Source organism: Novosphingobium sp. MD-1, from assembly GCF_001014975.1.
Lineage (GTDB): Bacteria > Pseudomonadota > Alphaproteobacteria > Sphingomonadales > Sphingomonadaceae > Novosphingobium.
Genome location: NZ_BBXA01000033.1, coordinates 424,388 through 449,989 on the forward strand (window position 1 = coordinate 424,388; position 25,602 = coordinate 449,989).

Annotated in this window: 22 protein-coding genes and 2 pseudogenes; 11 read left to right on the forward strand and 13 right to left on the reverse strand. The window is 64.3% G+C overall.

Annotation, left to right across the window (positions count from 1 at the left end):
• Window positions 1–4: 4 nt before the first annotated feature.
• The 9 genes from mobF to NMD1_RS19705 all read right to left on the reverse strand — a co-directional run bounded on the left by mobF (window position 5) and on the right by NMD1_RS19705 (window position 8,752).
• Entirely contained in the window at window positions 5–2,926 is a 2,922-nt protein-coding gene (mobF, locus tag NMD1_RS19665; protein WP_125956708.1) for a MobF family relaxase, read from the reverse strand.
• A gap of 3 nt (window positions 2,927–2,929) precedes the next feature.
• Complete coding sequence (locus NMD1_RS19670) at window positions 2,930–3,235, reverse strand: hypothetical protein (RefSeq protein ID WP_125956710.1); 306 nt, start codon at window positions 3,233–3,235, stop codon at window positions 2,930–2,932.
• A 573-nt stretch (window positions 3,236–3,808) separates the two neighbouring features.
• Complete coding sequence (locus tag NMD1_RS19675; RefSeq protein ID WP_125956713.1) at window positions 3,809–4,177, reverse strand: single-stranded DNA-binding protein; 369 nt, start codon at window positions 4,175–4,177, stop codon at window positions 3,809–3,811.
• A gap of 435 nt (window positions 4,178–4,612) precedes the next feature.
• A complete protein-coding gene (locus tag NMD1_RS19680; protein ID WP_125956715.1) occupies window positions 4,613–5,170 on the reverse strand; it encodes a phosphohydrolase in 558 nt (185 codons plus the stop codon).
• Between the two features lie 61 nt (window positions 5,171–5,231).
• Complete coding sequence (locus tag NMD1_RS19685) at window positions 5,232–6,383, reverse strand: L-dopachrome tautomerase-related protein (protein WP_125956718.1); 1,152 nt, start codon at window positions 6,381–6,383, stop codon at window positions 5,232–5,234.
• Window positions 6,380–7,486: an NADH:flavin oxidoreductase/NADH oxidase gene (locus tag NMD1_RS19690; RefSeq protein ID WP_199558168.1), complete on the reverse strand. Its 1,107-nt coding sequence runs from the start codon at window positions 7,484–7,486 to the stop codon at window positions 6,380–6,382. Before NMD1_RS19690 ends, NMD1_RS19685 begins: the two co-directional genes overlap by 4 nt.
• Window positions 7,486–7,941: a VOC family protein gene (locus tag NMD1_RS19695; protein WP_199558169.1), complete on the reverse strand. Its 456-nt coding sequence runs from the start codon at window positions 7,939–7,941 to the stop codon at window positions 7,486–7,488. The genes NMD1_RS19690 and NMD1_RS19695 overlap by 1 nt, the downstream gene beginning before the upstream one ends.
• Before the next feature lie 2 nt (window positions 7,942–7,943).
• A complete protein-coding gene (locus tag NMD1_RS19700) occupies window positions 7,944–8,639 on the reverse strand; it encodes a type 1 glutamine amidotransferase domain-containing protein (protein ID WP_125956725.1) in 696 nt (231 codons plus the stop codon).
• 2 nt (window positions 8,640–8,641) lie between these two features.
• Complete coding sequence (locus NMD1_RS19705) at window positions 8,642–8,752, reverse strand: twin-arginine translocation signal domain-containing protein (RefSeq protein ID WP_125956727.1); 111 nt, start codon at window positions 8,750–8,752, stop codon at window positions 8,642–8,644.
• Window positions 8,753–8,848: 96 nt separating this feature from the next.
• On the opposite strand from NMD1_RS19705, the gene NMD1_RS19710 reads away from it, so the two are divergent.
• A complete protein-coding gene (locus NMD1_RS19710) occupies window positions 8,849–9,727 on the forward strand; it encodes a LysR family transcriptional regulator (protein ID WP_125956729.1) in 879 nt (292 codons plus the stop codon).
• A 336-nt stretch (window positions 9,728–10,063) separates the two neighbouring features.
• Here NMD1_RS19710 and NMD1_RS19715 read toward each other — a convergent pair whose 3' ends face one another.
• Window positions 10,064–11,098 carry an IS110 family transposase gene (locus NMD1_RS19715; RefSeq protein ID WP_125956732.1) on the reverse strand — a complete coding sequence of 345 codons (1,035 nt, stop codon included), beginning with the start codon at window positions 11,096–11,098 and terminating at the stop codon, window positions 10,064–10,066.
• A 241-nt stretch (window positions 11,099–11,339) separates the two neighbouring features.
• On the opposite strand from NMD1_RS19715, the gene NMD1_RS21615 reads away from it, so the two are divergent.
• From NMD1_RS21615 to NMD1_RS21785, 4 genes and pseudogenes are all read left to right on the forward strand, one after another.
• The gene (locus NMD1_RS21615) at window positions 11,340–11,687 is read left to right on the forward strand and encodes a transposase (protein WP_233497265.1); all 348 of its coding nucleotides are present in this window, start codon (window positions 11,340–11,342) and stop codon (window positions 11,685–11,687) included.
• 46 nt (window positions 11,688–11,733) lie between these two features.
• Window positions 11,734–12,096: pseudogene (locus NMD1_RS21620) on the forward strand (IS5 family transposase); the annotation flags it as partial.
• 93 nt (window positions 12,097–12,189) lie between these two features.
• Entirely contained in the window at window positions 12,190–13,197 is a 1,008-nt protein-coding gene (locus NMD1_RS19725) for an IS110 family transposase (RefSeq protein ID WP_125956734.1), read from the forward strand.
• Window positions 13,198–13,434: 237 nt separating this feature from the next.
• A complete protein-coding gene (locus tag NMD1_RS21785; RefSeq protein WP_375600812.1) occupies window positions 13,435–13,653 on the forward strand; it encodes a helix-turn-helix domain-containing protein in 219 nt (72 codons plus the stop codon).
• 93 nt (window positions 13,654–13,746) lie between these two features.
• Here the strand turns inward: NMD1_RS21785 and NMD1_RS19735 are convergent, their stop codons facing one another.
• On the reverse strand, window positions 13,747–14,346 hold the full coding sequence (locus NMD1_RS19735; protein WP_118074966.1) for a TetR/AcrR family transcriptional regulator: 600 nt from the start codon (window positions 14,344–14,346) through the stop codon (window positions 13,747–13,749).
• Between the two features lie 80 nt (window positions 14,347–14,426).
• Between NMD1_RS19735 and NMD1_RS19740 the strand changes: the two genes are divergently transcribed.
• Genes NMD1_RS19740 through NMD1_RS19750 form a run of 3 tightly spaced genes read left to right on the forward strand, consistent with a single transcriptional unit; the run spans window position 14,427 to window position 19,962 of the window.
• The gene (locus NMD1_RS19740; RefSeq protein ID WP_125956736.1) at window positions 14,427–15,482 is read left to right on the forward strand and encodes an efflux RND transporter periplasmic adaptor subunit; all 1,056 of its coding nucleotides are present in this window, start codon (window positions 14,427–14,429) and stop codon (window positions 15,480–15,482) included.
• Window positions 15,479–18,571: an efflux RND transporter permease subunit gene (locus tag NMD1_RS19745; protein WP_125956738.1), complete on the forward strand. Its 3,093-nt coding sequence runs from the start codon at window positions 15,479–15,481 to the stop codon at window positions 18,569–18,571. The genes NMD1_RS19740 and NMD1_RS19745 overlap by 4 nt, the downstream gene beginning before the upstream one ends.
• Window positions 18,568–19,962 carry an efflux transporter outer membrane subunit gene (locus NMD1_RS19750; protein WP_125956740.1) on the forward strand — a complete coding sequence of 465 codons (1,395 nt, stop codon included), beginning with the start codon at window positions 18,568–18,570 and terminating at the stop codon, window positions 19,960–19,962. The genes NMD1_RS19745 and NMD1_RS19750 overlap by 4 nt, the downstream gene beginning before the upstream one ends.
• Window positions 19,963–20,711: 749 nt before the next feature.
• On the opposite strand, the pseudogene NMD1_RS21625 reads toward NMD1_RS19750, so the two are convergent.
• A pseudogene (locus NMD1_RS21625) lies at window positions 20,712–21,074 on the reverse strand (IS5 family transposase); the annotation flags it as partial.
• Window positions 21,075–21,120: 46 nt separating this feature from the next.
• Complete coding sequence (locus tag NMD1_RS21630) at window positions 21,121–21,468, reverse strand: transposase (protein ID WP_233497265.1); 348 nt, start codon at window positions 21,466–21,468, stop codon at window positions 21,121–21,123.
• Between the two features lie 493 nt (window positions 21,469–21,961).
• Between NMD1_RS21630 and NMD1_RS19760 the strand changes: the two genes are divergently transcribed.
• Genes NMD1_RS19760 through NMD1_RS19770 form a run of 3 tightly spaced genes read left to right on the forward strand, consistent with a single transcriptional unit; the run spans window position 21,962 to window position 25,598 of the window.
• Window positions 21,962–22,435, forward strand: a complete 474-nt coding sequence (locus tag NMD1_RS19760; protein ID WP_118074969.1) for a (2Fe-2S)-binding protein — start codon at window positions 21,962–21,964, stop codon at window positions 22,433–22,435.
• Window positions 22,432–24,804, forward strand: a complete 2,373-nt coding sequence (locus NMD1_RS19765; RefSeq protein ID WP_118074970.1) for a xanthine dehydrogenase family protein molybdopterin-binding subunit — start codon at window positions 22,432–22,434, stop codon at window positions 24,802–24,804. The genes NMD1_RS19760 and NMD1_RS19765 overlap by 4 nt, the downstream gene beginning before the upstream one ends.
• Window positions 24,804–25,598, forward strand: a complete 795-nt coding sequence (locus tag NMD1_RS19770; RefSeq protein WP_125956742.1) for a xanthine dehydrogenase family protein subunit M — start codon at window positions 24,804–24,806, stop codon at window positions 25,596–25,598. Before NMD1_RS19765 ends, NMD1_RS19770 begins: the two co-directional genes overlap by 1 nt.
• The last annotated feature ends 4 nt before the right edge of the window (window positions 25,599–25,602 follow it).

A 25,602-nucleotide genomic window follows, 5' to 3' on the forward strand; every position in this document is an offset into this window, starting at 1 on the left:
TGCGTCACAGTCCGATCTCGAAAGGCTTCACGCGCTCGATCGTGCGTTCCAACTCGGTATGCCGCTCTGGCTCCGCCGCCTTGCCGGCAGCCTGGCCCTTGGCAGCCGCCGCACCCAGCCGCTGGGTTACCTCCAGCGCCGAGGTCTTGTCCCCGGGATTGCGACCGATGCCGACCTCGACCTGGTCGCGGTTGTCCACGATCAGGGTGAGCTCGTCACGCAGGCGGGTGATGGTCACGAGGAAGTTGCGGGCGGAGAGCAGCTTCCTGGCTCGGCTGTCCATCACCGCGATGCCTTTGTCGCTGGTCAGTCCCTGCGCCATGTGGGCATTGAGCGCATAGGCAAGGTCAATCCGTTGCAGCATCGGATCATCGGACTTGAGTGCATGCTCCAAGCCGCTCGATGTTCGCACGGTCACCCCCTCCTGCGTGATGGCCGCGATGGTCGCCCGGTCGGCATTGATCAGCCCGCGCTGGTGATCGTTGGCGGTCCAGCGGATGGTGTCGCCGGTGTAGAGCGTGAGGGGCTTGCGTTCGTGCAGCTGGATGGCCTGATTGTCTCCGGTGGTGCCAAGACGTGAGGGCGTGAAGGTATGGCTGCGGCCATGGGCGTCCCGCAGCGTTACCTGCCCCTTGCCCGCGTCCACCTGGACAATGTCATACCGCCCTTTGCCAAGGTGCTGGCGCGTCTGCCGGGTAGTCAGCTCCAGCACCATGCCCGGCTCGTAGGTTGCGGTTTGGCGCAGCTCCTCGCGCGTGCCATTGACCCGCGAGAGGACCGTGAGATTGCGGCTCTCCGGACCGATCTCGCCGTTGGTGGCAAGGCCGGTCTGCACCGCCCGGTTCACCTCATCGCGCAGCTGCCGGCCCGAGACGTAGATCCCGGTCCGCTCGCGCTCGGCCGGCGACAGCGAGAGCCAGCGCTCGGCGGCAACCACCGCGCCGTTCTCGCTGACCTCGACGATGTGGTCCTTGAGATGCTCTATGGCCTCGCCCGTGCGGCCCTGCTGCGCCGCCGCCTGGGCCCGCCGCAAGGTCTCCGAGCGCGCCCTGAGGTTGGTCTCCATCCGGGCGGTCTCGGTGCCGGCCGCGAGCGCCAGGGCAAAGGGCTTGCCCGCCTCGACCGCGCCCAGTTGCTTCGGGTCACCCATCAGCACCAGCCGATCGACCTCAAGCAGGTTGGCGAGCCGGACCAGCCGGTCAGAATCGCGAGTCGAGACCATCGAGGCCTCGTCGAGGACCAGCACGGTATCGCGATAGGCTGACCGCGCTGCCGCCAGCTCGGCCTTGCTCGCGGCCCCCTCAAGGAGCCCCCGATTCTGTCCCAGGAAGCGGTGCAAGGTCATCGAGGGAATGCCGGTCTCGCGTTCCAGCATGCGCACCAAGGTGTTCTGCACGCCGAGCCCCACGACCTGCTTGCCGTGCTCGCCGAGGATCTGCGCGACGGGGCGCAGCAGACTCGATTTGCCGGCGCCGGCCACGCCCTGCACGGCGACCACGCGGTTGGCCGAGGAGAGGATCATGCGCCCGGCTGCTTCCTGCCCGGGGTTGAGCGTCATGCCGAAGTTGAGGTTGGCCGACGCCTGCAATTGCGCCCCTGCCGCTTCACTCGACTGGATCGGGGGAACTGCGCCTTTGCCCCGCTCGATCTCGGCCAGCAGGCGGGCCTCCAGTGCTGCAGCTTCGGTCGTGGTGAGCCAGCCCTGCATAGCCCCACGCCCTTTGCTGAGCGCTCCCTGATCGGCCAGCTGCGCGATGCGTTTCTCGATCAGCGGCATGGTCGTGGGCAGGCCGAAGTCGAGCGCCGCTTTGGCGAGGTCAGTCGCCTTGAACGCGGCCTCCCGCTCCGACAGGTGCCGCACGGCGGAGGCCACGGCATGGGCCGCGGCGATCTCCTGCGCGGGCCGCAGATGGATGCGTGCAGGGACCAGGGGATCGCCCGCCTTGATCCCCAGACGCTCGGCCAGTTCGAGGACCATGACCCTGCCGCGCTGGGCGATCGTGGGGCGGTCCTGTTCCTGCCGCTGCGCGGCAATCGCCATGACGGCCGACCGCTCGCGGGCATCGCGCACCATGCCGACAAGATCCATGCCCATGCCCCAGCACTGCTCCTCCCAGCGGGACAGCAAGGCGCCGCGATCGACATCGTGCGGCTTGGCCGAGCGCGTCGCCAAGGTCGCGATCAGCCCCGCCTCGAGCCCGCTGCCGCGCCGCGCTTCGAGCACCTCCTGCCGCCGCGTCGAGAAGGCCATGACCGCCTCGCGGCTGATCCCGGCGGCTTCGAAGTTGCCATGCTTGCCGACCGCCCCAATGCGGTAGCCGAGCTTCTCCACCTCGACCCGGAAGCGCGCCATGGTCATGGCGTTGAGCAGGGTATTGAGCTGCCACAGCCGGTCATTGCGCAGCGCCTTCCAGGTCCCGTCAGGAGCCTGGGTCATGTTGGCGACCACGGCGTGGAAGTGGAGATTGGGCTCCTGGTTGCGGTTGGTGTCGTGCTGGAACAGGGCCACGGTCAGGTTGTCGGTTTGGACCTGGCGTTCCTTGCCGGCTCGCTCGACGCGCAAGAACGCCGCGTTCTTCTCTGCCCACTTCAGCGTCTCGATCACCGCTTCCCGGTACGCCGAGATGATGCGCTCGTCCTTGCCGACGAGAGCCAGCAGCGACCAGCTTTTGGGGAGCGAGAAGGTGAGATCGGTGCCCGCACGGTGGTCCGCTCCTTCGCGCCCGATCCGCCCGCCACCGGGCAGCTCACCGCGCAGGATCGCCTCGAAGGCCCGGGCTTCGACCGTCCCTGACAGGCCCAGCCGTTCGGCCCCCTTGCCAACCCATAACCCGGACCGATCGGCGTCGGCGCGGGCGTAGTAATTGTCCTTGGCAAAGTAGCTGGCGGCCCCGCCCGCCGAGCGCACATTGGCGAGCGACAGCATGGCTCATGCTCCCCGCTTGGGCTGAGCAATGCGCTCCCGGTACTCGCGCAGCCGCTTGCCGTGCGCGACATGGATCCGGGCGCGCAGGTCCTTGTCTGGCTGGGCGGTCAGCAGCCCGTCGAGCGCGGTTGACGTGAACAACAGGTGGGACATGATCCGGTCCCGGAACGCCGCCTCATCCTGCCCTTCGACCACCCCGTTCACGGCCAGCTTCAGCCATTGGCTGACGCTCATCTGAGCCGCATCGGCGGCGGCCTTCACCGCCCTGTAGAGCGGCTCATCGACATAGCATTGCAGCGCAAAACGCATGGGTTCCAACTCAGGTCGGCCGCCCCCATCGGCCAGAAACCCCTCCGGACGAGACATCAGGCTAAGGTCACGGCCGGTCTGTAGGAAAGTTGTTTTTATCGGCGCATTATCAAAGTGTTGGCGTAATCCAAGTCAGATCTGACTTACGCTAGCAAGCCTGACATCAAATGACATCACGCGGGCACATAGCGCCTTGCGCCACGGTAAGGGGCCGATTTGCGCCATTTCCCAGCACCGGGCTCCCGGGTACGGTGTGCCTGAATCTGTTCCCAACTTGGACACGTATTGTTCTAGAAATTGCTGCTCGTGTATTAGGGAAAAATGAGCCTCAATCCCGCAGGATACCTAGCCTATCTGGCGTCTGAGAGAAACCCCGGGCAGTTGCAATAGTTGAGCGATGTTCCGCACTATGGAAGCAAATAGCCATTTTGAACGCGCGAACTCCACCCTGCGGAGGTCGCTCATTTCCGCGCTTGTGAGCGGCGGATCCCTGGGCCGGTTAGCATGCAAAAGGCCCGGATCGGCAACCGCCGATCCGGGCCTTTTGAAGCAAGCTGTCCGGTGACTGCGGCGCTACTTCGAGCGCCGCTTCTTCGGTTCTTCGCTGCTGGATTCCTTGGCACTGGCGAGGAAGTCGACCTGTTCGGCGATGATCTCGCAGCCATAACGGGTCTGGCCTTCGCTGTCGGTCCAGCGCGAGTAGTGGATGCGGCCAGTGACCATGACCATCGCGCCCTTGGTGACGTGCTCGGCGACGCATTTGCCGACGCCGTTGAAGCAGGTGATCCGGTGCCATTCGGTCTCGGTCTGGCGGTTGCCTTCGCTATCCTTGAAGCTGCGTGTGGTGGCGAGTGAGAGGTTGGTTATGGCGGCGCCCGACTGGGCGGTGCGGACTTCCGGAGTGTTGCCGACGAAGCCGACGAGAGTGACGGTGTTCTTCATGATGCTGACCTTTCGAAGCTGCTCTTCCGTCCAAGGGACCAACCTTTGACTGAGCCCCGAAAAGGCCGGGCGCGGTCAGGTCTGCACCGAACGCAGAGAGGGAAGCGTCGCTCGAAGGAGTGGTGCGGGCAGGCATGCGCAGCATGACAACACGGTCCGCATGAGCGCACGTTGCAGTGCCTGGCCGGGTTCGGTCAGGGGCACGGATTAGTCATGAAAGGGGATGGAGCTTTGGGCGGGGATTGCTGCGATTGGTTGACCAGTGACGGAGCGCACTACGACTGGATCGCCAACATTGCTGTCATTCCCGGCGACAGATGTTGTCGTTGAAAGCTGCCGTTCGATTGCGGGCTAATATTTGGCGGAAAGTGTGCCGCCAGCGGACATTCGCCTTTTAATCAGCAACTGAGATATTCTGCCTTTACACCCTTACGGTCAAATCCTGTAGACACGAGAGAGCACACGCCAAAGACCCGCTACCCGGTTGCCATGGCGCAAATCCTTGGCGAGGCGCATCAGGACCTCCGGGAAGCCCAATACGGGGATTGCCTCCTCTATGGCGGCCACCTGTTTACGGGGAACGCCATGCCGGACCATACCCATGCTTGCGTCGATCCAGTCCGCCTTGCGCGCGGCGTTCACGATCTCGGCGTCTGGCCCTGCGAACGATAGCAGCTTGTGATGCCAGTGAATGATGTTGGCGACGAGCGTGGGATCGAGATGTGGCGCGTGCTGGGCTCGCACGCGCTCGGCCGCTGCTTCCGACGGCTCAAGATAAGCCAATTCGTGGTCGGTCCACATGCCCACGTCATGGAACACCAGTGCGAAGGCGATGTGTTTGCGTCCCCTCGGATCGTCGCCGAGGAAGTGTGCTGCGTAGCTCAACACCCGGTATATGTGGTTGCGGTATGCGGCAAAGTCTGCGCCGAGCGCCTCGGCGATGAACGGCAGAAACCGCTCAACCGTCGGGTCAGAGACAATGGGCTCAGCCATAGAAGGTCTCCATTGGGAACGCCGGGCAGGCGCGATGTCGAGCCTACCCGGCCTGATGGGATCATTGTGAGCGCAAGAGGATGGGCCCGGCGCCCACCCGGATGCGGAGCAGCTCGTAAGGCTTGCGGCGCAAATCCCGCCCGCCATGGAAGCCGGGCTGGCGGTGGAGCTGGTTGGCGGTGAAGTAGAGGTAGCCGTCCGTGCCGATCGACAGCGTGTCGGGCCAGCTGATGCGCGGGTCGCTGATCAGTGTCGACCAGCGGCCCTGGTCGAGCACGCGGATCGCGTTGTTCTCGTAATCGCCGGCGAACACGCGGCCCTTGTCGTCCTCGGCTATCCCGTCCGAGGCGCCTTTGCGCCCCAGGCTGCGGACCGCGCGGCCCAGTTCTTCCTCCGACACCGCGGGATCGCGCAGCAGGTCGGTGGGCACCGCATGCAGCGTGCGGCCCGACAGCGGCCCGTAGTAGAGCAGGCTGCCGTCGGGGCTGAGCGCAATCGCGTCGCTGGCGATCGCGACTGGCGTCGCGGGGCCGACGGCCGGGCGGTTCATCAGCGCCGCGCCGTCGACGACCGGGCTGAAGCCGGGCTCGGGGTTGGTCGTCGCATGGTTCGACAGGCGCCGGATCGCACGCCCGCTGGCGATATCGACGACGATGATGCCGCCGACACCGGCATTGCTGCTGTCGGTGATGTAGGCGACGCCTTCGGCGCCCTGACGCAGATCGAAGCGCACGTCATTGAGGTAGGTCGTGGGCAGCACCACGCTGGCCGGCAGGACGATCGTCTTCACCACGCGGTTGGTCGCGAGATCGATCGCCACCAGCTTTGCCCCGCCGGCCTGCGGCTGAGAGAATTTGGGGGCCGCCGTGTCGAGCACCCAGAGGCGGTTGGCGCCATCGGCCACCACGCTCTGCACCGAGATAAAGTGCCCCGCCGGGTCGGCCGGATCGCGCCGGTTGGTCGCGGCGTCGGGATAGGGCACCGCCTTGCCGTCGACCAGCTCGGCAACCGTGAACGGCGCGTTGTCGCCCCATTGCGGGAAGTTTACGAAGATACGCCCGTTGGGGGCGACGGTCACGCCAGTCGGCATCGCGCCATCGAAGGTCGCGACCTGTTCGATCTGGGGCGCGGATGCACCCTCGCGGGTCGTCGCGCAGGCGGCGAGCGAGAGGGCAGCGCCGGCGGCAAGAAGCAGTTTGGCGGAGGTCTTCATAGAGTCATTTCCTTGAGAACGCGGCCCGCCTCGTGGGGTTCGGACCGGAGATATTGCGGGGGCGCGTGGACCGAAGCGCCGAGCGCGGCGGCGGCGTGCCAGGGCCAGCGCGGATCCCACAACGCAGCGCGGGCTATCGCTATGGCGTCGGCATGGCCGTTTTCGAGGATGCGCTCCGCCTGATGCGGATCGGTAATCAGGCCGACCGCTACGACAGGCATCGCGACCGCTTCCTTGACCGTCCGGGCCAGCGGCACCTGATAGCCGGGGCCGACCGGGATCTGCTGGCGCGGGTCGAGGCCGCCGCTGGAGACGTGGATCGCCGAACAACAGCGCCGCTCCAGCTCCTGCGCAAAGCGCGCAGTTTCCTCCGCCGTCCAGCCGCCTTCGACCCAATCGGTCCCCGAAACGCGAACGGTAACCGGGCGGTCGGCGGGAAACGCCTCGCGCACGGCATCGAACACTTCGAGCGGGAACCGCATCCGGTTGTCGAGGCTGCCGCCGTATGCATCGCCGCGCCGGTTGGAGATCGGAGAAAGAAACTCGTGGAGCAGGTAGCCATGCGCCGCGTGGATCTGGACGGCATCGATGCCCAGCCTGCTGGCGCGGCGGGCGGCATCGGCGAAGGCTTCGCGGATGCGGGCAAGCCCTGCCGTGTCCAGTTCGACAGGGGGATGGTCGTCCGGCGCGAAGGGAACGGCGCTCGGTGACACGGTCTGCCAGCCGTTCTGCGCATCGGGGGCGATCTGCGCTCCGCCGTGCCACGGCTTGGCGCAGCTCGCCTTGCGGCCGGCATGAGCCAGCTGGATGACGAGCGGCATGTCCGACCACCGGCGCACACCTTCGAGAACGCTTCGCATCGCCGCTTCGGTTCGGTCATCGTACAGGCCGACGTCACCGTAGGTGATGCGCCCTTCCGGGCTGACCGCGGTCGCCTCGATCGTCAGCGCGCCCGCGCCCGACAGCGCCAACTGGCCGAGATGCATCCGGTGCCAGTCGGTCATCGCGCCATCCTCGGCCGAATACTGGCACATCGGCGCGATGACGATGCGGTTGGCGAGCCGCAGCCCGCCAACCTCGATCGGTTCAAACAATTTCGGCATCACCATTCGCCCGTGTTGGGCATGGAGGTCCAGGGTTCGGCCGGGGCCTTGTGTTCGCCCTTCTGGAGCAGTTCGATGGAGATCCCGTCCGGCGAGCGGACGAACGCCATGTGGCCGTCGCGCGGGGGGCGATTGATCGTCACGCCGCCCGCCTGCAACCGCGCGCAGGTTTCGTAAATGTCTTCGACCCGGTAGGCGAGATGGCCGAAGTTTCGGCCCCCGGTGTAAGTCTCGGCAGGGCTGCCGTCCTCGGGCGGCCAGTTATACGTCAGCTCGACCTCGGCATCGGCGCGCTGGCCTTCACCGGCGAAATCCTCGTCGGCTGCAAGGAAGATCAGCGTGTAACGCCCGGCCTGGTTCTCCATGCGCCGGGTCTCCTTGAGACCCAGCAGCGTGAAGAACCGGACCGCCGCCTCGGGATCGGCGACGCGCAGCATGGTGTGGAGATAGCGCATGATCAGGCGACCTTGTCCTTGAGGGCTTCCATCACGAGCTCCGCGGTGCGGGTAGCGCTGGCGGGGTTCTGGCCGGTCACCAGATTGCCGTCCCGCAGGGCGAAGGGGGCAAAATCCGGTCCGCCCTCGTGCTTCCCGCCAAGTTCCTTGAGACGCGTTTCGAGCAGGAACGGCACGGCCTTGTCGAGACCGACCGCGCGTTCCTCGCTGTCCGTGAAGCCCGCGACACGGCGGCCGGCCACGAAGGGCGTGCCATCGGCCTTCTTCGCCGAAACGAGCCCGGCGGGCCCATGGCAGACGGCGGCGACGATCTTGCCTTCGCGGTCGAAGCGCTCGACCAGGCGCGCCAGCTCGTCGCTACCGGGGTAATCGAACATGGTGCCATGACCGCCCGGCAGGAACAACGCGTCGTAGCCGGCGGGATCGATACTGGTGAATACCGGGGTGCTGGCAACCTCGGCCTTCAGCGCCTCGTCCTTGAGATAGCGTTCTACCGAAGCGTCGTTTTCGCCGTCGGCGTTAACGCTGCGCTGGTCGACGGGGATGGCGCCGCCCTTGATCGAGGCCAGTGTGACTTCGGCGCCGGCATCGCGGAAGGCGTAATACGGGGTGGTAAGTTCCTCGAGCCAGACGCCCGTCGGTTCGGTGCCGGGAATCATGCGGTCGGCGGAGGTGGCTACCATGAGAATGCGGGTCATCGTCAATTGTCCTTTTCCATTGATGTTGGGAAACGAGCAAACGCACCCGACGCAGCCGCACCCGCCACAAAGACAGCGGTGAGGGCTTTCAGCAGTTGGCGGCGATTTTGCATTCGATCGTTCCTTTCGGCGGCTTAGATACGCAGGGAACGGCATCATGAAATCCAGCGGGAATGGCGGACGGCCATAAATCCGCTTATGGAACCGGAATGTCCCTTCTGCAGTTGCGCACCTTCGTCGAAGTCTACCGCCGCCGTTCATTGAGCGAGGCGGCCAGGGCAATCGGCATCACCCAGCCGGCGGCCTCGCAGCACATCGCCTCGCTCGAAGCGCAATTGGGCCGTCCCTTGTTCGATCGCCATTCGCGCGGCGTTCGACCAACAGCCATTGCCGACGATCTCGCTGCTTCGATCGGAAGCAGCCTCGACACGGCGGAATCGGCACTGGCCAGCGCGCGGGCCCGTTCGTCTCGCATTTCGGGCACGGTCCACATCGCCGCGCCGTCGGACCTGCTGGGAGAGATGATCACGCCCCGACTGGCGCCGCTGCTGGATGCGGGGCTGGACCTGCGCCTGCATATCGGCGGACGCGAGGCGCTCTATGCCATGCTGCTCGAAGACAAGGTGCACCTGGCCGTCACCGCCTCGCAACCCGAAGATTCGCGGCTGGCCTTTCATGCGCTGGGCGAAGAGCACCTGCGCGCCGTCGCCTCGCCCGCCGTGGCGGGGCGGATTGCCGAATTGCCGCTTGCCGACGGGCTCAACCGGACGGCGCACCTCGCCTACGATCTCGACCGGCCGCTGCTGCGGTCCTGGCTCGAGGCAAACCAGATCGAGCTTACGAACCAGCCCGCCCTGACCGCGCCCGATTTGAGAGTGTTGCGATCGGGATTGTGCGCGGGTCTCGGCTGGACGGTGCTGCCCGGCTATCTCACCCGCAGCGAACGCGCTACCTGCACGCTGATCGAGATACCCGCCCCGGTCACGGTGCCGCGCAACGCTTTCTACCTCGTCTGGGCACGCTCATCGCTGCGCCACCCGCGCGTGGCCATGGCTCGGGACGCCCTGATCGCTGCACTCCGAATATGATTGTGGCGACGCCTATTAAGCCGGGAGCGCAATGTCGGGTCTGAACCAGTTGAGCGCTAGCTGAACGAATGGCGTCTGTGGACGCCCCTTCGGATGCAAGCGGTAAATCGGGGTAGATTGGCACGTAGTCGGATGCTGTCATCTGTCCGGCCTCGATGAGCAGCGCCATATGCTGCGGGCCAGTATGGGAGTTCGCGGACCGGAACCACATCAGCTTTGCGCGCTTGGGTAGCGCTCCGCCATTCCCTGGTTCTTCCGGCCCCGTCTCGCCGACCGTTGTGCCATACCCTCCTTCGATCCGCCTACGCCCCCGACGCCTCTGGCCGCTGCCCCGGATTACGCCGCGACCGCTGCCGGAGCCCTGTAATCCTCATTCCTGGTCATCAGCGCCCATGCCGTGCGGGCCATCTTGTTGGCGAGCGCCACCGAGACGAGCATGCGCGGCTTGCGCGCCAGCATCCGCTCCAACCACGATCCTGCCGGCGCGCCGCGAACAGTTGCCTGCCTGACGACTGCGCTCCCGCCGATGATGAGCAGGCGCCGGATTGTGCGCTCGCCCATCTTCGAGATGCGCCCGAGCTTCTGCCTGCCGCCTGTCGAGTGCTGGAGCGGTGCGAGCCCCAGCCAGGCGGCGAAGTCACGGCCCTTGGTGAAGGTCTCGACCGGCGGAGCAAGCGCTACGATCGCGGTAGCCGCGATCGGGCCTATGCCAGGAATGGTCATCAGCCTGCGCGCCATCTCGTCTTCGCGCGCGCGGCGGGCAATCTCCTTGTCGAGGTCGGCAATGCGATCATCGAGCTCGGCGAGCATGTCGGTCATGACCCGCAGCATGGCGCGTGCCGCATCGGGCAGGGACGAGGCCATCTCTTCTTCGTCGAGCAGGTCCGCCAGGAGCGCCACTTGCGCCAGGCCTCGAGGCGCTACCCAGCCATACTCGGCAAGGTGGCCGCGAAGCGCGTTGACCATCTGGGTGCGCTGACGGACCAGGAGATCGCGCGTGCGGAACACCATGCCGGCGGCTTGCTGCTCCTCGCTCTTCACCGCCACAAAGCGCATCCCGGGTCGCTGCGCCGCCTCGCAGATTGCCTCTGCATCGAGCGCATCGTTCTTGTGCCGCTTCACGAACGGCTTGACATACACCGGCGGGATCAGCTTCACCTCATGTCCGAGCCTGATCAATTCGCGAGCCCAATGATGGGCGCCACTGCACGCCTCCATCGCTACCAGGCACGCCGGCTGCCGGGCGAAGAAGTCAAGCAGCCTGGCCCGGCTCAGCTTCCGGCTGAAAACGGCGGCGCCGCGCTCGTCGGCGCCGTGGGCATGAAAAACGTTCTTCGCGATATCCAGACCAATCGTGGTAACCTGTGACACGGACGCCTCCCTCAGTGGTGCTTCAACACCTCCACTCTGGCACATCGATGCCGTCGGGGGGCGTCCACCCCATCAGCTTTCGGGATCGTCGGCGACAAGGCCGAACGGCCGGATGTGGGGCGCGAAGCAGACGTACCGATTCATCGTCCGGAATGACCGCTATCCGCGAATCACGCCCTAGGCTCAGGACCCATTGATTGGCTGAGGGGGATGTGATTCAGGCTCCGCGAGGAGACTGAGCATGAGCGACCTGTACTGGCTGACGGACGAGCAGATGGCTCGCCTTTCGCCGTATTTCCCCAAGAGCCACGGCAAGCCGCGGGTTGACGACCGGCGGGTTCTGAGTGGGATCATCTTCGTCAACCGGAACGGCCTGCGCTGGCGGGATGCGCCAAGGGAGTATGGGCCACACAAGACATTGTATAGCCGATGGAAACGGTGGGGCGCGATGGGCGTGTTTGGCCGGATGATGGAAGGCCTGTCCGCCCAGAGGGCCGAACCTCAGACACTCATGATCGACGCGACCTATCTCAAGGCTCACCGCACGGCTTCCAGCCTTGGGGTAAAAAAGGGGATCTCGGGCGTCTGATCGGACGGACCAAGGGTGGCATGAACACCAAGCTTCACGCGATAACCGATGCCAACGGCCGCCCCTGAGCTTCTTCATCACGGCCGGCCAAATCAGCGATTACACCGGCGCAGCGGCCCTGCTCGACGACCTGCCCAAGGCACAGTGGATGCTTGCCGATCGGGGCTATGATGCCGAGTGGTTCAGGGACGCGCTTGAGCAAAAGGGCATCAAGCCCTGCATTCCGGGCCGGAAATCCCGCTCCATCCCCGTCAAGTACGACAAGCGCCGATACAAGCGGCGCAACCGCATCGAGATCATGTTCGGCCGTCTCAAGGACTGGCGACGCGTGGCAACGCGATACGACCGCTGTCCAACCGTCTTCTTCTCCGCCCTCGCACTCGCCGCAACCGTGCTCTTCTGGCTGTGATCAGTGAGTCATCGTGTAATTGCGGCTGCTTCCCTCGGAGCTCGGTTGAGGCGCACACTTCTGGTTGTCGAATCCTGAAGGAAGGAAGCAGCCATGAAGCACTATGCCGGATTAGACCTGTCGATGGAATCCACGCAGGTCTGCATCGTTGATGACAATGGTCGGAAGGTCGTGTCCGAGAAAGTGGAAAGCTCTCCGGAAGCGATCGCCATGATGCTGGAGCGATACGGTCCAATCGAGCGGGCGGTGATCGAAACGGGCCGCATGTCGCCGGCGATTTGCCTTGGTCTGCGTGAACTGGGTATCCCGGTGGTGTGCATCGATGCCCGCCAGGCGCACCAGAGCCTCAAAGCAATGAAGGCGAACAAGACCGACCCTCACGATGCCGCCGGCCTCGCACAGTTGGCGCGCACCGGCTTCTTCAAGGAGGTGCACGTCAAATCCCCTGCAGCGCATGGCGTCCGCAGCGTGATCACCGCACGCAGCCATCTGGTGGAAGCGCGTGTCCGCCTCGACAACACGATCCGCGGTCTCTGCGCGACGTTCGGCTATCGGCCCGGCGCAGGTCAAGGGAAGGCTTTCCTTGAACGGATCATGCAGGCCGCCCACATCCCGGGCCTTGGCGACGCCATCGCATCCTTGCTGTCCGTGCGCGCGGAACTGGTCGAGCAAATTAAGGAAATGGACCGCCGCCTGCGTGTCATCGCGAGCCAGTCACAAGCCTGCGAAATCTTGATGACCATCCCAGGTGTCGGCGTTCAGACCTCAGCCGCCTTCGCCGCTGCAGTGGATGAAGCGGGGCGTTTCCGACAATCGCGCAATGCCGGGGCCTACTTCGGCCTTGTGCCCCGACGTCATCAGTCGGGTGAGCTCGACTGGACAGGCAGGATCACCAAACAGGGCGACAGCACGGTGCGCAAGCTGCTCTACGAAGCCGCCAACTCGATCCTGACTAGGAGCCGAGAGACCTTCGCCCTGAAGACATGGGCCATGAAGATCGCCAAGCGCCGGGGCCTTAAGAAGGCTCGCGTCGCCCTGGCTCGCCGCCTTGCGGTCATCATGCATGCCATGCTGCGCGACGGCACTTTGTTCCAAGCTTGAGTTGGGGTAGAACCTGCTTGCCAGCGGTGAAGCGTCAAAGCTGATCCGAGGGCGGTGTCCCGAGAGGGAACGCAGGGACGAACGATCTGCGAAGGTAGTCAGATGGGCAGCAAAGCCCGCTTCGAGTCAATGCAACGTTCGCCTCTGTGAGACCCGATACAGCACGACCAGGCTCCGGCTCGGTCAGTGCGGACAGATCCATGAAACCCTCAAGGGATCACACCGCCCAGCTCTGCAATTACAGATCCTGAGCCTAACCCAAACCGGCCTTTGTCTCGAAGCTATCTTCTTGAACGAGTTTGGGGCACTGGAGTTGATGTCCACTCCCGCACTCTTGACACCCATATTGCTAGACTGCGCCGTAAACTGGATTTGGGCGAGACAGTCGGAGTGACCATACGAACATTGTATGGATTCGGCTACCAGCTGGAAGCGGTAATTGATCATCCTATGTGACATCCGGCGTGGGTTGCAATTGAAGCTGAATTGCAATTTCTCACACACTGGTAAGTCGGGGCGGGCCGTACAGGCATGTATGGCGAACTTGGTTTACGCTGCCGAAGACGAGTGGGTAGCCAAGAGACGATCGAGGTGCGTTTCAATCAGCTTCCCGGGCTCGATGAAGGGAAATTCCGGCCGGGTCAGGAAGATTGCGACAAGCCCGTGAATGCCAGCCCACACACTTTGGGCAGCTACTTCTGCTTCATTCGCGTTGCCCAAATGAGCCGTCATTGCTTCTCGCAAGATGGAAAAAGTCGCGAGCCCAGCCTCAAGCCCGCGGTGCATCCCGCTTTCCTCGTCGACAGCGATCTCGGCCATGAACGCTACGCGATACGCTGCGGGCTCTTCTAGACCAAACTGGATATAAGCTCGGCATAGTTCGCGTAGACGCTGAGCAGAGGGCAACGACTGATCAACAGAGCGAAGCCGGCGTTCAAGAAAGCCGAAAGCCCGAATGCAGAGCTCGACAGCAATCGCGTCCCGACTGGCAAAATGCGCGTACAATGACGGCTGACTGATACCTACAGCCAAGGCGATTTGTCGGGTGGTGGTGCTGTCGAGGCCATGCTCGAGAAACAGGCGTTGCGCCTCATCAAGGATCTGCTCACGCCGGTCTGCAGACCGCGTTGATTTCGCTGGTGGCGCCATACGCTCCTTTTGCCACTTGACCTCCGTGCGTCAACCGATCACTGATCGGCTATCAATGATAGGTTTCGGAGTCGAACCTAATGCTGCGCGTACCAACGCCTTGTTTCGGCGCTCTAGCGATTGCCAGCGCAGGTCTGGTTGCGTCTTGTTCGCCGACCACCGCCAATAATGCCGATCAGATCGCAATGGTCGAGGCGGTACTGCCTCGCAGTTTGCCGGGTGCCCAAGACAGTCGAGGCGCCGAACGGTATCCGGTCCGCGTAATTTACGACCGAGAGGCGATGATATCGCTAAGGGTCGGCGGCACGCTGACCGCGCTTCCGGTGCACCCCGGGGATCGAGTCGCGGCAGGAGCCGTTCTCGCAGAGATTGACCCGACACTGCAGGTATCCAGCGAACAACGGGCAGCAGCAGACGTCGCGCAACTCGAGAGGGCTGTGCGCCGGAACGCAACGCTTCTCCCAGCGGGCGCAATATCGGAAGCGCAGCAGCAGGATTTACAGTCCGCGCTGGCGGCGGCGCAGGCAGCGCTACGCGCCGCGCGCTATGACAGGGCTTCCACTGTGGCGCGGGCACCGTTCCGGGGATTGATACTCGCCCGGATGCATGAGGCTGGCGAAACGGTCGCTCCGGGCGAACCGGTGCTGCGTATGGCGGATGTCAACAGCCCGCTCATTGCCCGCGCCGCGGTCACTCCTGCACGCGCTGCCGGCATTGCCCCGGGCAGGCCGGTCCTGCTCACGCTTGCAGGTATGGGTGAGATTTCCGGCAAGGTCTTGCGCAAGGGTAGCGCGGTGGACCCTGTCACCGGTACGCTCGATGTCGATATCGGCCTGCCCGCCAGTCCCGGTGTAGCAAGCGGATTGACCGGCAGCGTTTCCCTGACGTCCAGCAGCGCGCAGGCGTCCGGGCGCCTCTATATCCCGGCAGAAGCCTTGTTGGACGCGAACGGCCGCAACGGGCATGTGCTGGTGGTGGACCCGGCCCGCGGCATTGCCCGTCTGCATGCCATCACCTTGCACGGCTTCATTGGCGACATGCTCGAGGTTGAAGGCCTCCCCGCGTCGGCACGCGTGATCACGGCCGGTGCAGGCTTCGTTCGTGATGGTCAGAAGGTGCGGGTGGACGCCAGATGAGCTTCAATCCTGCGGCCTTTGCTCTTGCGCGCTGGCAGTTCACACTGGTGGCTATAGTGCTGCTTGCTGCACTCGGTCTCGCGGCGCTGTTGACCATACCGCGGACCGAGGATCCGCAACTCGATCCGCCAATCTTCATCATCAACGCGGTGCTTCCGGGCGCATCTCCGAGCGAGGTGGAGGAACTGGTCACGCGGCCGGTCGAGGATGCGGTCTACCGGCTCGACGGCATTCGCGAAGTGCGCTCGCGCAGCACCGATGGGCTTTCCGTCACAAGGATCGAGTTCAACTGGGGCACAAACCCTGAAAGCAGTTACGACAAGGTGACACGCGAGGTCTCCGCCCTGCGCGCCAGCTTGCCGCAGGGGTTGCAACGGCTCGACATCGTGCGCGGGCGGCCGATCAACGTTTCGATCGTCGAAGTGGCCCTGGTCAGCGAATATCTTCCGATGCGGCGGCTCGAGAAAGTCGCCGACCGCCTGCGGGAAAGACTGGGGACCATTCCGGGGATCAACGAGGCGCGCTACTGGGGCGCAGGCCGGACCGAGATGCGCGTGTCGCTGGATATGGCACGGCTAGCCTCGCTGCGCTTGTCACCCACGGCGGTCACTCAGGCCCTGCGTGCGGCCGGCGAGGAGAGCCCTTTGGGCGCGGTCAATGCTGCTGCGCGCCGGTTCACCGTGAAATACGGGGGTGCCTTCCGCTCGCCCGAAGATATTGCCGCAGTGCCAGTCTTACCTGGAGATGGCCGGGCATTGCGTGTCGGTAACGTGGCACAAGTGGCGTGGGCGCAGGACGATCATGATCATATCACGCGATTCAACGGCCAGCGGGCCCTGCTGGTAACGGCGACACAGGCAAAGGATCAGGACGTGACGCGCCTGTCCGCTTCCATCAATGCCGAACTCGATGCCTTCGAGCGGACGCTCCCGGGCGGTGTAAAGTTGGTGCGCGGATTCGACCAGTCCGAGAACGTGAAGCACCGGATAGGAGGTCTGACGCGCGACTTCCTGATCGCTCTGGTCCTGGTCAGCCTCACCTTACTGCCGCTGGGCCTCCGTGCGGCAGGGGTGGTCATGATCGCTATTCCGCTTTCGCTGCTGATCGGCGTTGGCATCCTTGCAGGCTTGGGCTTCACCCTGAACCAGTTGGCGATTGCCGGCTTTGTTCTCGCGCTGGGCATCCTCGTCGACGATGCGATCGTGGTGGTCGAGAACATCGCCCGCTGGCTGCGCGAAGGGGCGGACCGCACCACGGCAGTCATCAAGGGCACCGGGCAGATCGCGCTGGCAGTGCTTGGCTGCACCGCGTGCCTCGTGTTCGCATTCGTGCCGCTCCTTGCTCTTCCCGAGGCTTCGGGTGAATTCATCCGCTCGTTGCCGGTCGCAGTCATAGCCACGGTTCTTGGCTCGCTGATCGTGGCCTTTGCCATGACGCCGCTTGCCGCGCGTTTGCTCCTCTCGCGCGATGAACATCCCGAGGGCAACAAACTGCTGCAGGCCGTCCAGCGCGGCATTCATCGCTTCTATGCTCCGGTCCTGCACCGAGCGCTCGATCGCCCACGGCGCTGGATGATCGGTCTGCTGCTGCTGTGTGTCTTGTCGCTGCCATTGGCGAAGGTCATTGGGTCGAGCCTGTTTCCACCGGCCGAGACGCCGCAGTTTCTGGTCCGGGTGGAGATGCCGCAAGGTACTGCACAGCGTCGCACCGATCAGGCCGTGAGCTGGGTGGAGCACGTCGTCTCCGCGCGCTCCGAAGTGCGCTGGACATCGGCCAATGTCGGCCGTGGCAACCCGCAACTCTACTATAACGTGGCGCAGCGCGAGACCGACCCCGCGTTCGGCGAAGTCGCCGTCGGGCTCAAGGCGTGGGAGCCGGGCAAGTCCGAAGCGCTGCTGGCTGACCTGCGCCGCCGCTTCGACAGCTATCCCGGTGCGCGCATCAGCATCGTCACGTTCGTGAACGGGCCCGAGATCGAGGCGCCGATCGTCGTGCGTATTTCCGGGCCTGACGTTGCCCGTCTGGCGGCCCTGTCTCGCAAGGCAGAGGCGGTCATGGCGGATGTTCCCGGTGTTCGCGACATCGGCAATCCGCTGCGCCAGCCCCGCACAGACCTGCACCTTGCGGTGGATGAAGCGGCAGCATCCGCACTCGGCGTTGCTCCGGGTGCAATCCGCGATGCCGTCCGCACAGCTCTGTCAGGCAGTTCCGTGGCGAGCTTCCGCGATGCCGATGGCGACGACTATGTCGTGACAGTACGCTTGCCCAATGCAGGCCGCAGCGAGCTAGCCCACCTCGGAAAGATCTTCGTGCCGACCAAGGCTGGCGCCAGCGCGCCTCTGTCAGCCCTCGCTACGCCGGAACTTCGCTCCGAGGCGGCGCGGATTGACCGCCTGCGCCGGGCGCGGATGGTCACGCTTACGGCTTACACGGCCCCCGGCGTGCTGGTCTCGAAGGCAACCGCGCAAGTCCTTGACCGGGTGAAGGCCGAGGTCGACCTGCCGCCCGGCTACAGCATTTCGCTTGGCGGCGAGGCTGAGACGTCCTCGCGCAGCTTTGCCGGGCTGGTGCCAGCCATCGTGGTGTCATCGCTCGGCATTCTGGCCGTGCTGGTCCTTGAGTTCGGGCGCTTCCGTACCGTCGCCGTGGTCGCGGGGATCGTACCATTCGGCTTTCTCGGCGCCATCGTTGCGCTCTGGCTTACGGGCAACTCGCTGTCGTTCACTGCAGCAGTCGGGCTGATTGCGCTGGTCGGTATCGAGATCAAGAATTCGATCCTGCTGGTCGATTTCACCGAGCAGCTTGAACGCGACGGCCTGCCAGTCCGTGAAGCAGTGGAGCGAGCAGGCGAACTTCGCTTCCTGCCGGTACTATTGACTTCGGTCACGGCGATTGGCGGCCTGCTGCCCCTTGCCGTAGAGAACAGCGGCCTGTTTTCGCCCATGGCCATTGCCATGATCGGCGGACTCGTTTCGTCGACCTTGCTTGCCCGCATTGCAACGCCGGTCATGTATCTTCTTCTCGCAGGCAAAGGCGCGGGTAGAAGACCAGAAGAGATGGTTGCTACTCCGGAAGGACTTCCCGCATGACGCCGCGACGGTTCCTTGGCCTTGCCTGCGCCTGCAGTGTTCTCGCGGCGTGTACGGTCGGCCCGGACTACGCTCCGCCGGAGGTGCAGATTGCGCCGGCATGGCGGCAGCCCGTGGCCAGCGGCGTTGCATCTTCCGAGCCTTGGTGGAAGGCCTTTCGCGACCCGGTACTCGACCGGCTTCAGAACGAAGCACAGGCCGGAAATCTGACGATCGAGCAGGCGCTGGCACGCGTTGACCAAGCGCGTGCTGCGGCAGCTGCTGCAGGTGCGGCGCGCTTGCCAGCGGTCGAAGCGAACGGAACTGCCGCACGGGCGCAACAGTCGCTGAATTCAGGTCTCGGTCAGTTGTCGCGCTACGTGCCGGACCTGCCACGAACAGTCGATAGCGGGAGCGCGACGCTGAATGGTTCGTGGGATCTCGACTTGGCCGGCGGTATACGCCGCCGTCAGGAAGCGTCCCGCGCCAGTCTTGCCGAGGCCGAGGCCGTTGTGCAGGCAGCGCGGCTCGCCGTCACGGCTGAACTGGCGCAGGCTTACTTTCGGCTGCGGACAGCCGAAGCGCAGGGCCGCGCGCTTGCTGTCCTGGCCCGGGAAGCGCGAGACCGCGCCGCGATCATGCAGGCGCGGCAGACTGCTGGCGCTGCGTCCCTGGCAGATGCCGAGCGAACCTCGGCGCTGGCTGAGCAGGCGGCCGCCGCCCTTCCGGAAATCGAGGCGAGGGTGGAGGCGGAAAGAGCGCAGATCGCGGTCCTTGTGGGCCGTTCGCCCTCACTCCCGCTTGATCTGGCAGGGCAAATGCCAGTCCTTTCCGCGGATCCTGTAGGTGGATTGCCGGCATCAGTGCTCAGGGCAAGGCCTGACGTTGCAATGGCTGAGGCCCGTCTGGTGGCCAGCAACGCCGCGATCGGGGCCGCGCTCGCCGAATACTGGCCAAGCATTTCGATCGGGGGGCTGATCGGAGTGCAGAGCAATCGCTTCGGCGAACTGTTCACCGGAGATTCTGTCGCGATCCAGGGTGCAGTCGGCCTGCGCTGGCGCCTGTTCGACTTCGGGCGGATCGATGCGCAAGTTGCTTCGGCGCGCGGTCGGCATCGCGAGATGCTGGCGGCATACCGTGAGACTGTCCTGCGCGCCACGGCTGACGTGGAAAGCGGGCAGGCAGCGCTGATGACCGCACGCCAGGCCTATGCTCGCACCGAGGCCGAGGTCAAAGCGCGAGCGGCGGCTTTGGCCCGCGATACGGATGCGTTTCGCGCAGGTGCGATTAGCAAGGAGGAGCTGTCCGCTTCGCAAACTGCGCAAGTGGAAGCTGAAGCGCGACTGATTGCCGAACGAGGACGGGTGGCTGCCGGGGTCGTCGGTCTTGCCAGAGCGTTGGCTTTGCCATGAGCCGGTAACTTGCAGGCAAAAATGCGAATGAAGGACGATCCGGTCTGCATAGCGCGACGTCATATGGCAAAGTCGGTAGATTCTGCAGCGTATGCTTCAAACGCGATGGTGTGAATTCCATCCGGTCCCGCTGCCGCGCACCTGCCACACGATAGGATGTGAGCAGGCCGCCATCATCGATATCGTTGAAGAATTCGGCGATCGCGGAGCACTCGAACAGGACGGTGTGTTGGCCACCGGTGTCGGTCACCTGACGTAGCGGGACCTTACCGGGCGGCGAGATCGACAGGAACCAGTCTGGTCCGGCTTTCACCGCAGGAAGTCGTATCGAACCCAAATCTGCCGATTGCGAAGAAGAAAGCAGAAGTCCTGCAAGGTGCCTAAAATTCAGCTATTTCGACCGTCAGTGTTGCCGCCAGAAAGCGGTGGTTTGTGACGGATGACCTCTATATTTTTTGTAAGAAATCGTCCGGATACATCGATTGATACAGGTGGTGCCACTGCCTCGGATCGACGAGTGAGACATCCGAACGGGGCACCGGGCTCGTGATCCACAGACCCCGCCCATCAAAATGATCATCATTGTGGTACTCAAAGCCGCGTTTTACTCTCACCTCGTAGATGTCGAGTGTATCGAGCTGGTGCCCAGCCCTGAGGAGGTGGGATGATGGCTTGAGCTGATGATGTATGAATTGGAACGCGTCCCTGAGGAAAGCGACCAAATGGAGCCTAGGCTCAGGACTCACTGATCACAGCCAGAAGAGCACGGTTGCGGCGAGTGCGAGGGCGGAGAAGAAGACGGTTGGACAGCGGTCGTATCGCGTTGCCACGCGTCGCCAGTCCTTGAGACGGCCGAACATGATCTCGATGCGGTTGCGCCGCTTGTATCGGCGCTTGTCGTACTTGACGGGGATGGAGCGGGATTTCCGGCCCGGAATGCAGGGCTTGATGCCCTTTTGCTCAAGCGCGTCCCTGAACCACTCGGCATCATAGCCCCGATCGGCAAGCATCCACTGTGCCTTGGGCAGGTCGTCGAGCAGGGCCGCTGCGCCGGTGTAATCGCTGATTTGGCCGGCCGTGATGAAGAAGCTCAGGGGCGGCCGTTGGCATCGGTTATCGCGTGAAGCTTGGTGTTCATGCCACCCTTGGTCCGTCCGATCAGACGCCCGAGATCCCCTTTTTTACCCCAAGGCTGGAAGCCGTGCGGTGAGCCTTGAGATAGGTCGCGTCGATCATGAGTGTCTGAGGTTCGGCCCTCTGGGCGGACAGGCCTTCCATCATCCGGCCAAACACGCCCATCGCGCCCCACCGTTTCCATCGGCTATACAATGTCTTGTGTGGCCCATACTCCCTTGGCGCATCCCGCCAGCGCAGGCCGTTCCGGTTGACGAAGATGATCCCACTCAGAACCCGCCGGTCGTCAACCCGCGGCTTGCCGTGGCTCTTGGGGAAATACGGCGAAAGGCGAGCCATCTGCTCGTCCGTCAGCCAGTACAGGTCGCTCATGCTCAGTCTCCTCGCGGAGCCTGAATCACATCCCCCTCAGCCAATCAATGGGTCCTGAGCCTAGCAATCGCCCCCGGTGCTTGGTCTCATCGCATGCGCCGTCCTGGCGGGTAATCCGTTGCGATTCCGGTCATGTCCAACGGGATGGTGCGAGAAGGCTTGGCTGGCCGGGTGGCCACCGTCCCTGATATGCCACGGTTCGCATGCGAGGAACGGCAGGGCAGCAGATCAGGTCAAAAGGACTTGCCGCCCGGTTATATTTCGATATCAATATATCTCCGTGACCGGCGCGTGATGCGCGAGACGCCAGAAGCGATCTCAGATCAGGCCTGCGGAACGGATACTCGCCATGGCAAATGGCGGATGAATGGGTGAGGATTGGCATGGTGGATACCGCAGTGACCGGGCTTGCCACGCTAGGCAAGGCACAGACAACCGCACATTATCGCAAGCCGGCCAAGCACACCGCTGCCTGTGCCACAGGGGGCATCCGATGACAGCCATCACTCTCAATGTGAACGGCGCTTCCCACGCGATCGATGTCGAGGACCGCACGCTGCTGGTCCACGCCCTGCGCGACACTCTGCGGCTTACCGGTGCGCACATCGGCTGCGATACGAGCCAGTGCGGTGCATGCACGGTCCACATCGATGGGCGCGCCGTGAAGAGCTGCACCGTTCTGGCCGCGCAGGCGGTCGACAGTGAAATACGCACGATCGAAGGGCTGGCAAAGGGTGCCGACCTCCATCCGATGCAGGCGGCGTTCCGCGAACATCACGGGCTGCAATGCGGCTTCTGCACGCCGGGCATGATCATGATGGCGGTCGATATCGCCCGCCGCCATCCCCGGCCGGACGATGCCACCGTCCGTGCGGAGCTTGAAGGCAACCTGTGCCGCTGCACCGGGTATCACAACATCGTCAAGGCGGTGATTGCCGGTGCCGCCGCGATGGAGGGACTGGCATGAACGCCGCACCTTCTACCACCGCGAAGTTCGGGCAATCGGTAAAGCGTGTCGAGGATTCCCGGCTGATAACCGGCAACGGGCGCTACGTGGACGATCTTCTGCTGCCGGGGCAGACTTACGCGGCCTTCGTGCGGTCAGCCCACGCCCATGCCCGCATCGCGTCGATCGACACATCGTCTGCGGCGCAAATGCCGGGTGTCGTGCGCATATTGACCGGACAGGATCTGGTCGATGCCGGTCTCGCGCCCCTACCCTGCGGCTGGAATCTCGATTCCGTCGATGGCACTCCTGCGAGGGTGGCGGTTCATCGCGCGCTGGCCACTGATGCCGTCCGCTTTGTGGGTGAGCCGGTGGCGCTGGTCATCGCCGAAACGCGCAACCAGGCCCGTGACGCCGCCGATGCCGTCTTCGTCAACTATGAGGAGTTGCCGACGGTCGTAGACCTGCGCGCCGCCATCGCTCCTGACGCGCCGCAGCTTCATGCCGACATTCCGCAGAACCGGGCCTTCACCTGGGGCATCGGCGATGCCGCGCAGGTAGATGCCGCTTTCGCCCGCGCCTCGCACAAGGTCGGCATCGAACTGCGCAACAACCGGCTCGTCCCCAATGCGATGGAACCGCGCGCCATAAACGCCGAGTGGCGCACCTTCGACCGTTCGATGACGATCCATCTGACGCACCAGAATCCGATCGGGATGCGGGTGATGTTCATGATGCTGCTCGGCCTGGAAAGCGAGAACCATCTCCGCGTCGTCTCTCCGGATGTCGGCGGCGGTTTCGGATCGAAGGCCCCCGCCTATCCCGAAGAACTTGCCGTCGCCTTCGCTGCGCGCGCCGTTGGCAGGCCGGTGAAATGGACTGCGGAACGCACCGAATCCTTTCTCACCGATGCCCACGGGCGCGACCACATCACCACGGCCGAACTGGCGCTGGACGATCAGGGCCATTTCCTGGCGATCAGGGTTCACACGCTGGCGAATTTCGGAGCCTACGTCTCGACATCGAACGCGCTCGTCGTTTCCTACATGTATGCCACGATGCTGACCGGGCAGTACAACATCCCGGCGGCGCACGCGCTGGTCGAGGGTATCTACACCAATACCTGCCCGGTCGATGCCTACCGCGGTGCCGGACGGCCGGAGGCTGCCTATCTGATCGAACGGCTGGCGAATCTGGCTGCGCAGGAAATCGGCGTCGATCAGGCCGAGATCCGGCGGCGCAATTTCATTCGCACCTTCCCGCACCAGACGCCGCTGGTCTATTGCTATGACAGCGGCGATTACGAAGGCTGCCTTGATGCGGCGTTGCGGCTTGCCGACTATGCCGGTTTCGAAAGCCGCCGGGCAGAGGCGCGAGCGCGCGGGAAACTGCGCGGCATAGGCCTTTCGGCCTATGTCGAGGCCTGCGGCATCGGCCCGTCCCGATTGCTCGCCAGCCTGGGCGGCGCGGGCTCAATGTGGGAATCGTGCGAAATCCGGGTGCAACCGGCAGGTTCGGTGGAAGTGCTCACCGGCGCGCACAACCACGGACAGGGCCACCAGACGGTCTATGCCCAGCTCGTTTCCGAACGCTTCGGCATCCCGATGGATCGCATCACGGTGATCCAGGGCGATACCGATCGCATCCAGGCCGGCACCGGAACCTATGGGTCAAGAGCGTCTGTCGGCCTGTCGGCGGCGGCGCGATCGTGCGACAAGATCATCAGCAAGGGGCGCGAGATCGTCGCCTGCATGCTCGGGGTAGAGCCGGATCAGGTCGATTTCGAGGACGGCATCTATTCGAGCGCGGCCACCAACCAGACCGTCGCCTTTGCCGAGATGGCCCATGCCGCACATGCTGCAGCCAGCTTCCCGACCGACCGGATCGAACCCGGCCTTGTCGCCACCACCTTCTTCGATCCGCCCAACTTCACCTATCCGGCCGGGGTTCATGTCTGCGAGGTGGAGATCGACCCCGAAACCGGCGTGACCGAAGTGGTGGCGTTCAACGCGGCTGACGATTTCGGTACCGTCGCCAACCCGATGATCGTGGAGGGACAGGTCCACGGCGGGGTCACGCAGGGCATTGGCCAGGCACTGTGGGAAAATGCGGTCTATGATCCCGAAACCGCCCAGTTGCTGACCGCATCCTACATGGACTACGGCATGCCACGCGCCGACAGTCTGCCGGAGTTCGGACTCACCTTCTGGCCCTCGCCCACGCCGGTAAATCCGCTGGGCATGAAAGGGTGCGGCGAAGCGGGGGCAATCGGTTCTCCGCCCGCAGTCATCAATGCCGTGTGCGATGCGCTCGGCATCGCTCACATGGACATGCCCGCCTCGCCCGAAAAGATCTGGCGGATTTGCCGGCAACGGTCGGAGATGGCCTGATGTACGAACTTGCCTATGTCCGTCCGCAATCGCTGACCGATGCCCTGGCGATGCTGGCGCAGGATGATGGTGCCCAGGCGCTTTCGGGCGGGCAGACCCTGATGCCGGTGCTGCGTGCGCGTCTTGCGATGCCGACCCGGCTGGTCGATCTTGCGCGGCTGCACGAACTCGCCGGGATCACGCCTGCCGGCGATGGCATTGAGATCGGCGCGGCGACGACCCATCACGATGTGTCGACCAGCAGCGCGGTACGCTCTGTGCTGCCCGCGCTGGCCGGGCTGGCAGGCGGGATCGGCGATGCACAGATCCGCCATCGCGGGACCATCGGCGGCTCCATTGCCAACAACGATCCCGCAGCTTGCTATCCCAGTGCGCTGCTGGCGCTGGGGGCCAGCATCACTACCAGCCAGCGCACGCTTGCCGCGCAGGACTTCTTCACCGGCATGTTCAGCACCGCTCTCGAACCCGGAGAGATTGTCAGGAGCATCCGCCTCCCGGCGTGCGACAAGGCAAGATATATCAAGTTCCGCAATCCCGCGTCCCGCTTCGCGCTGGTTGGGGTGTTTGCCGCGCGCCTGCCCGGCGGCTATCGCATCGCCATCACCGGGGGGGGCAACGGCGTGTTTCGCTGGCAAGAGGCGGAACAGCACCTCGACAGCGGCGGCAGCGTCTCCGCCATCGCTGAAGAACGGCTGGATATCGGCAACTTCACCGGCGATCTTCACGGCTCGGCCGAATACCGGCGCCACATTGCCGCCGTCACCGTGCGCCAAGCCATCTCGGCCATAACCTGACTTT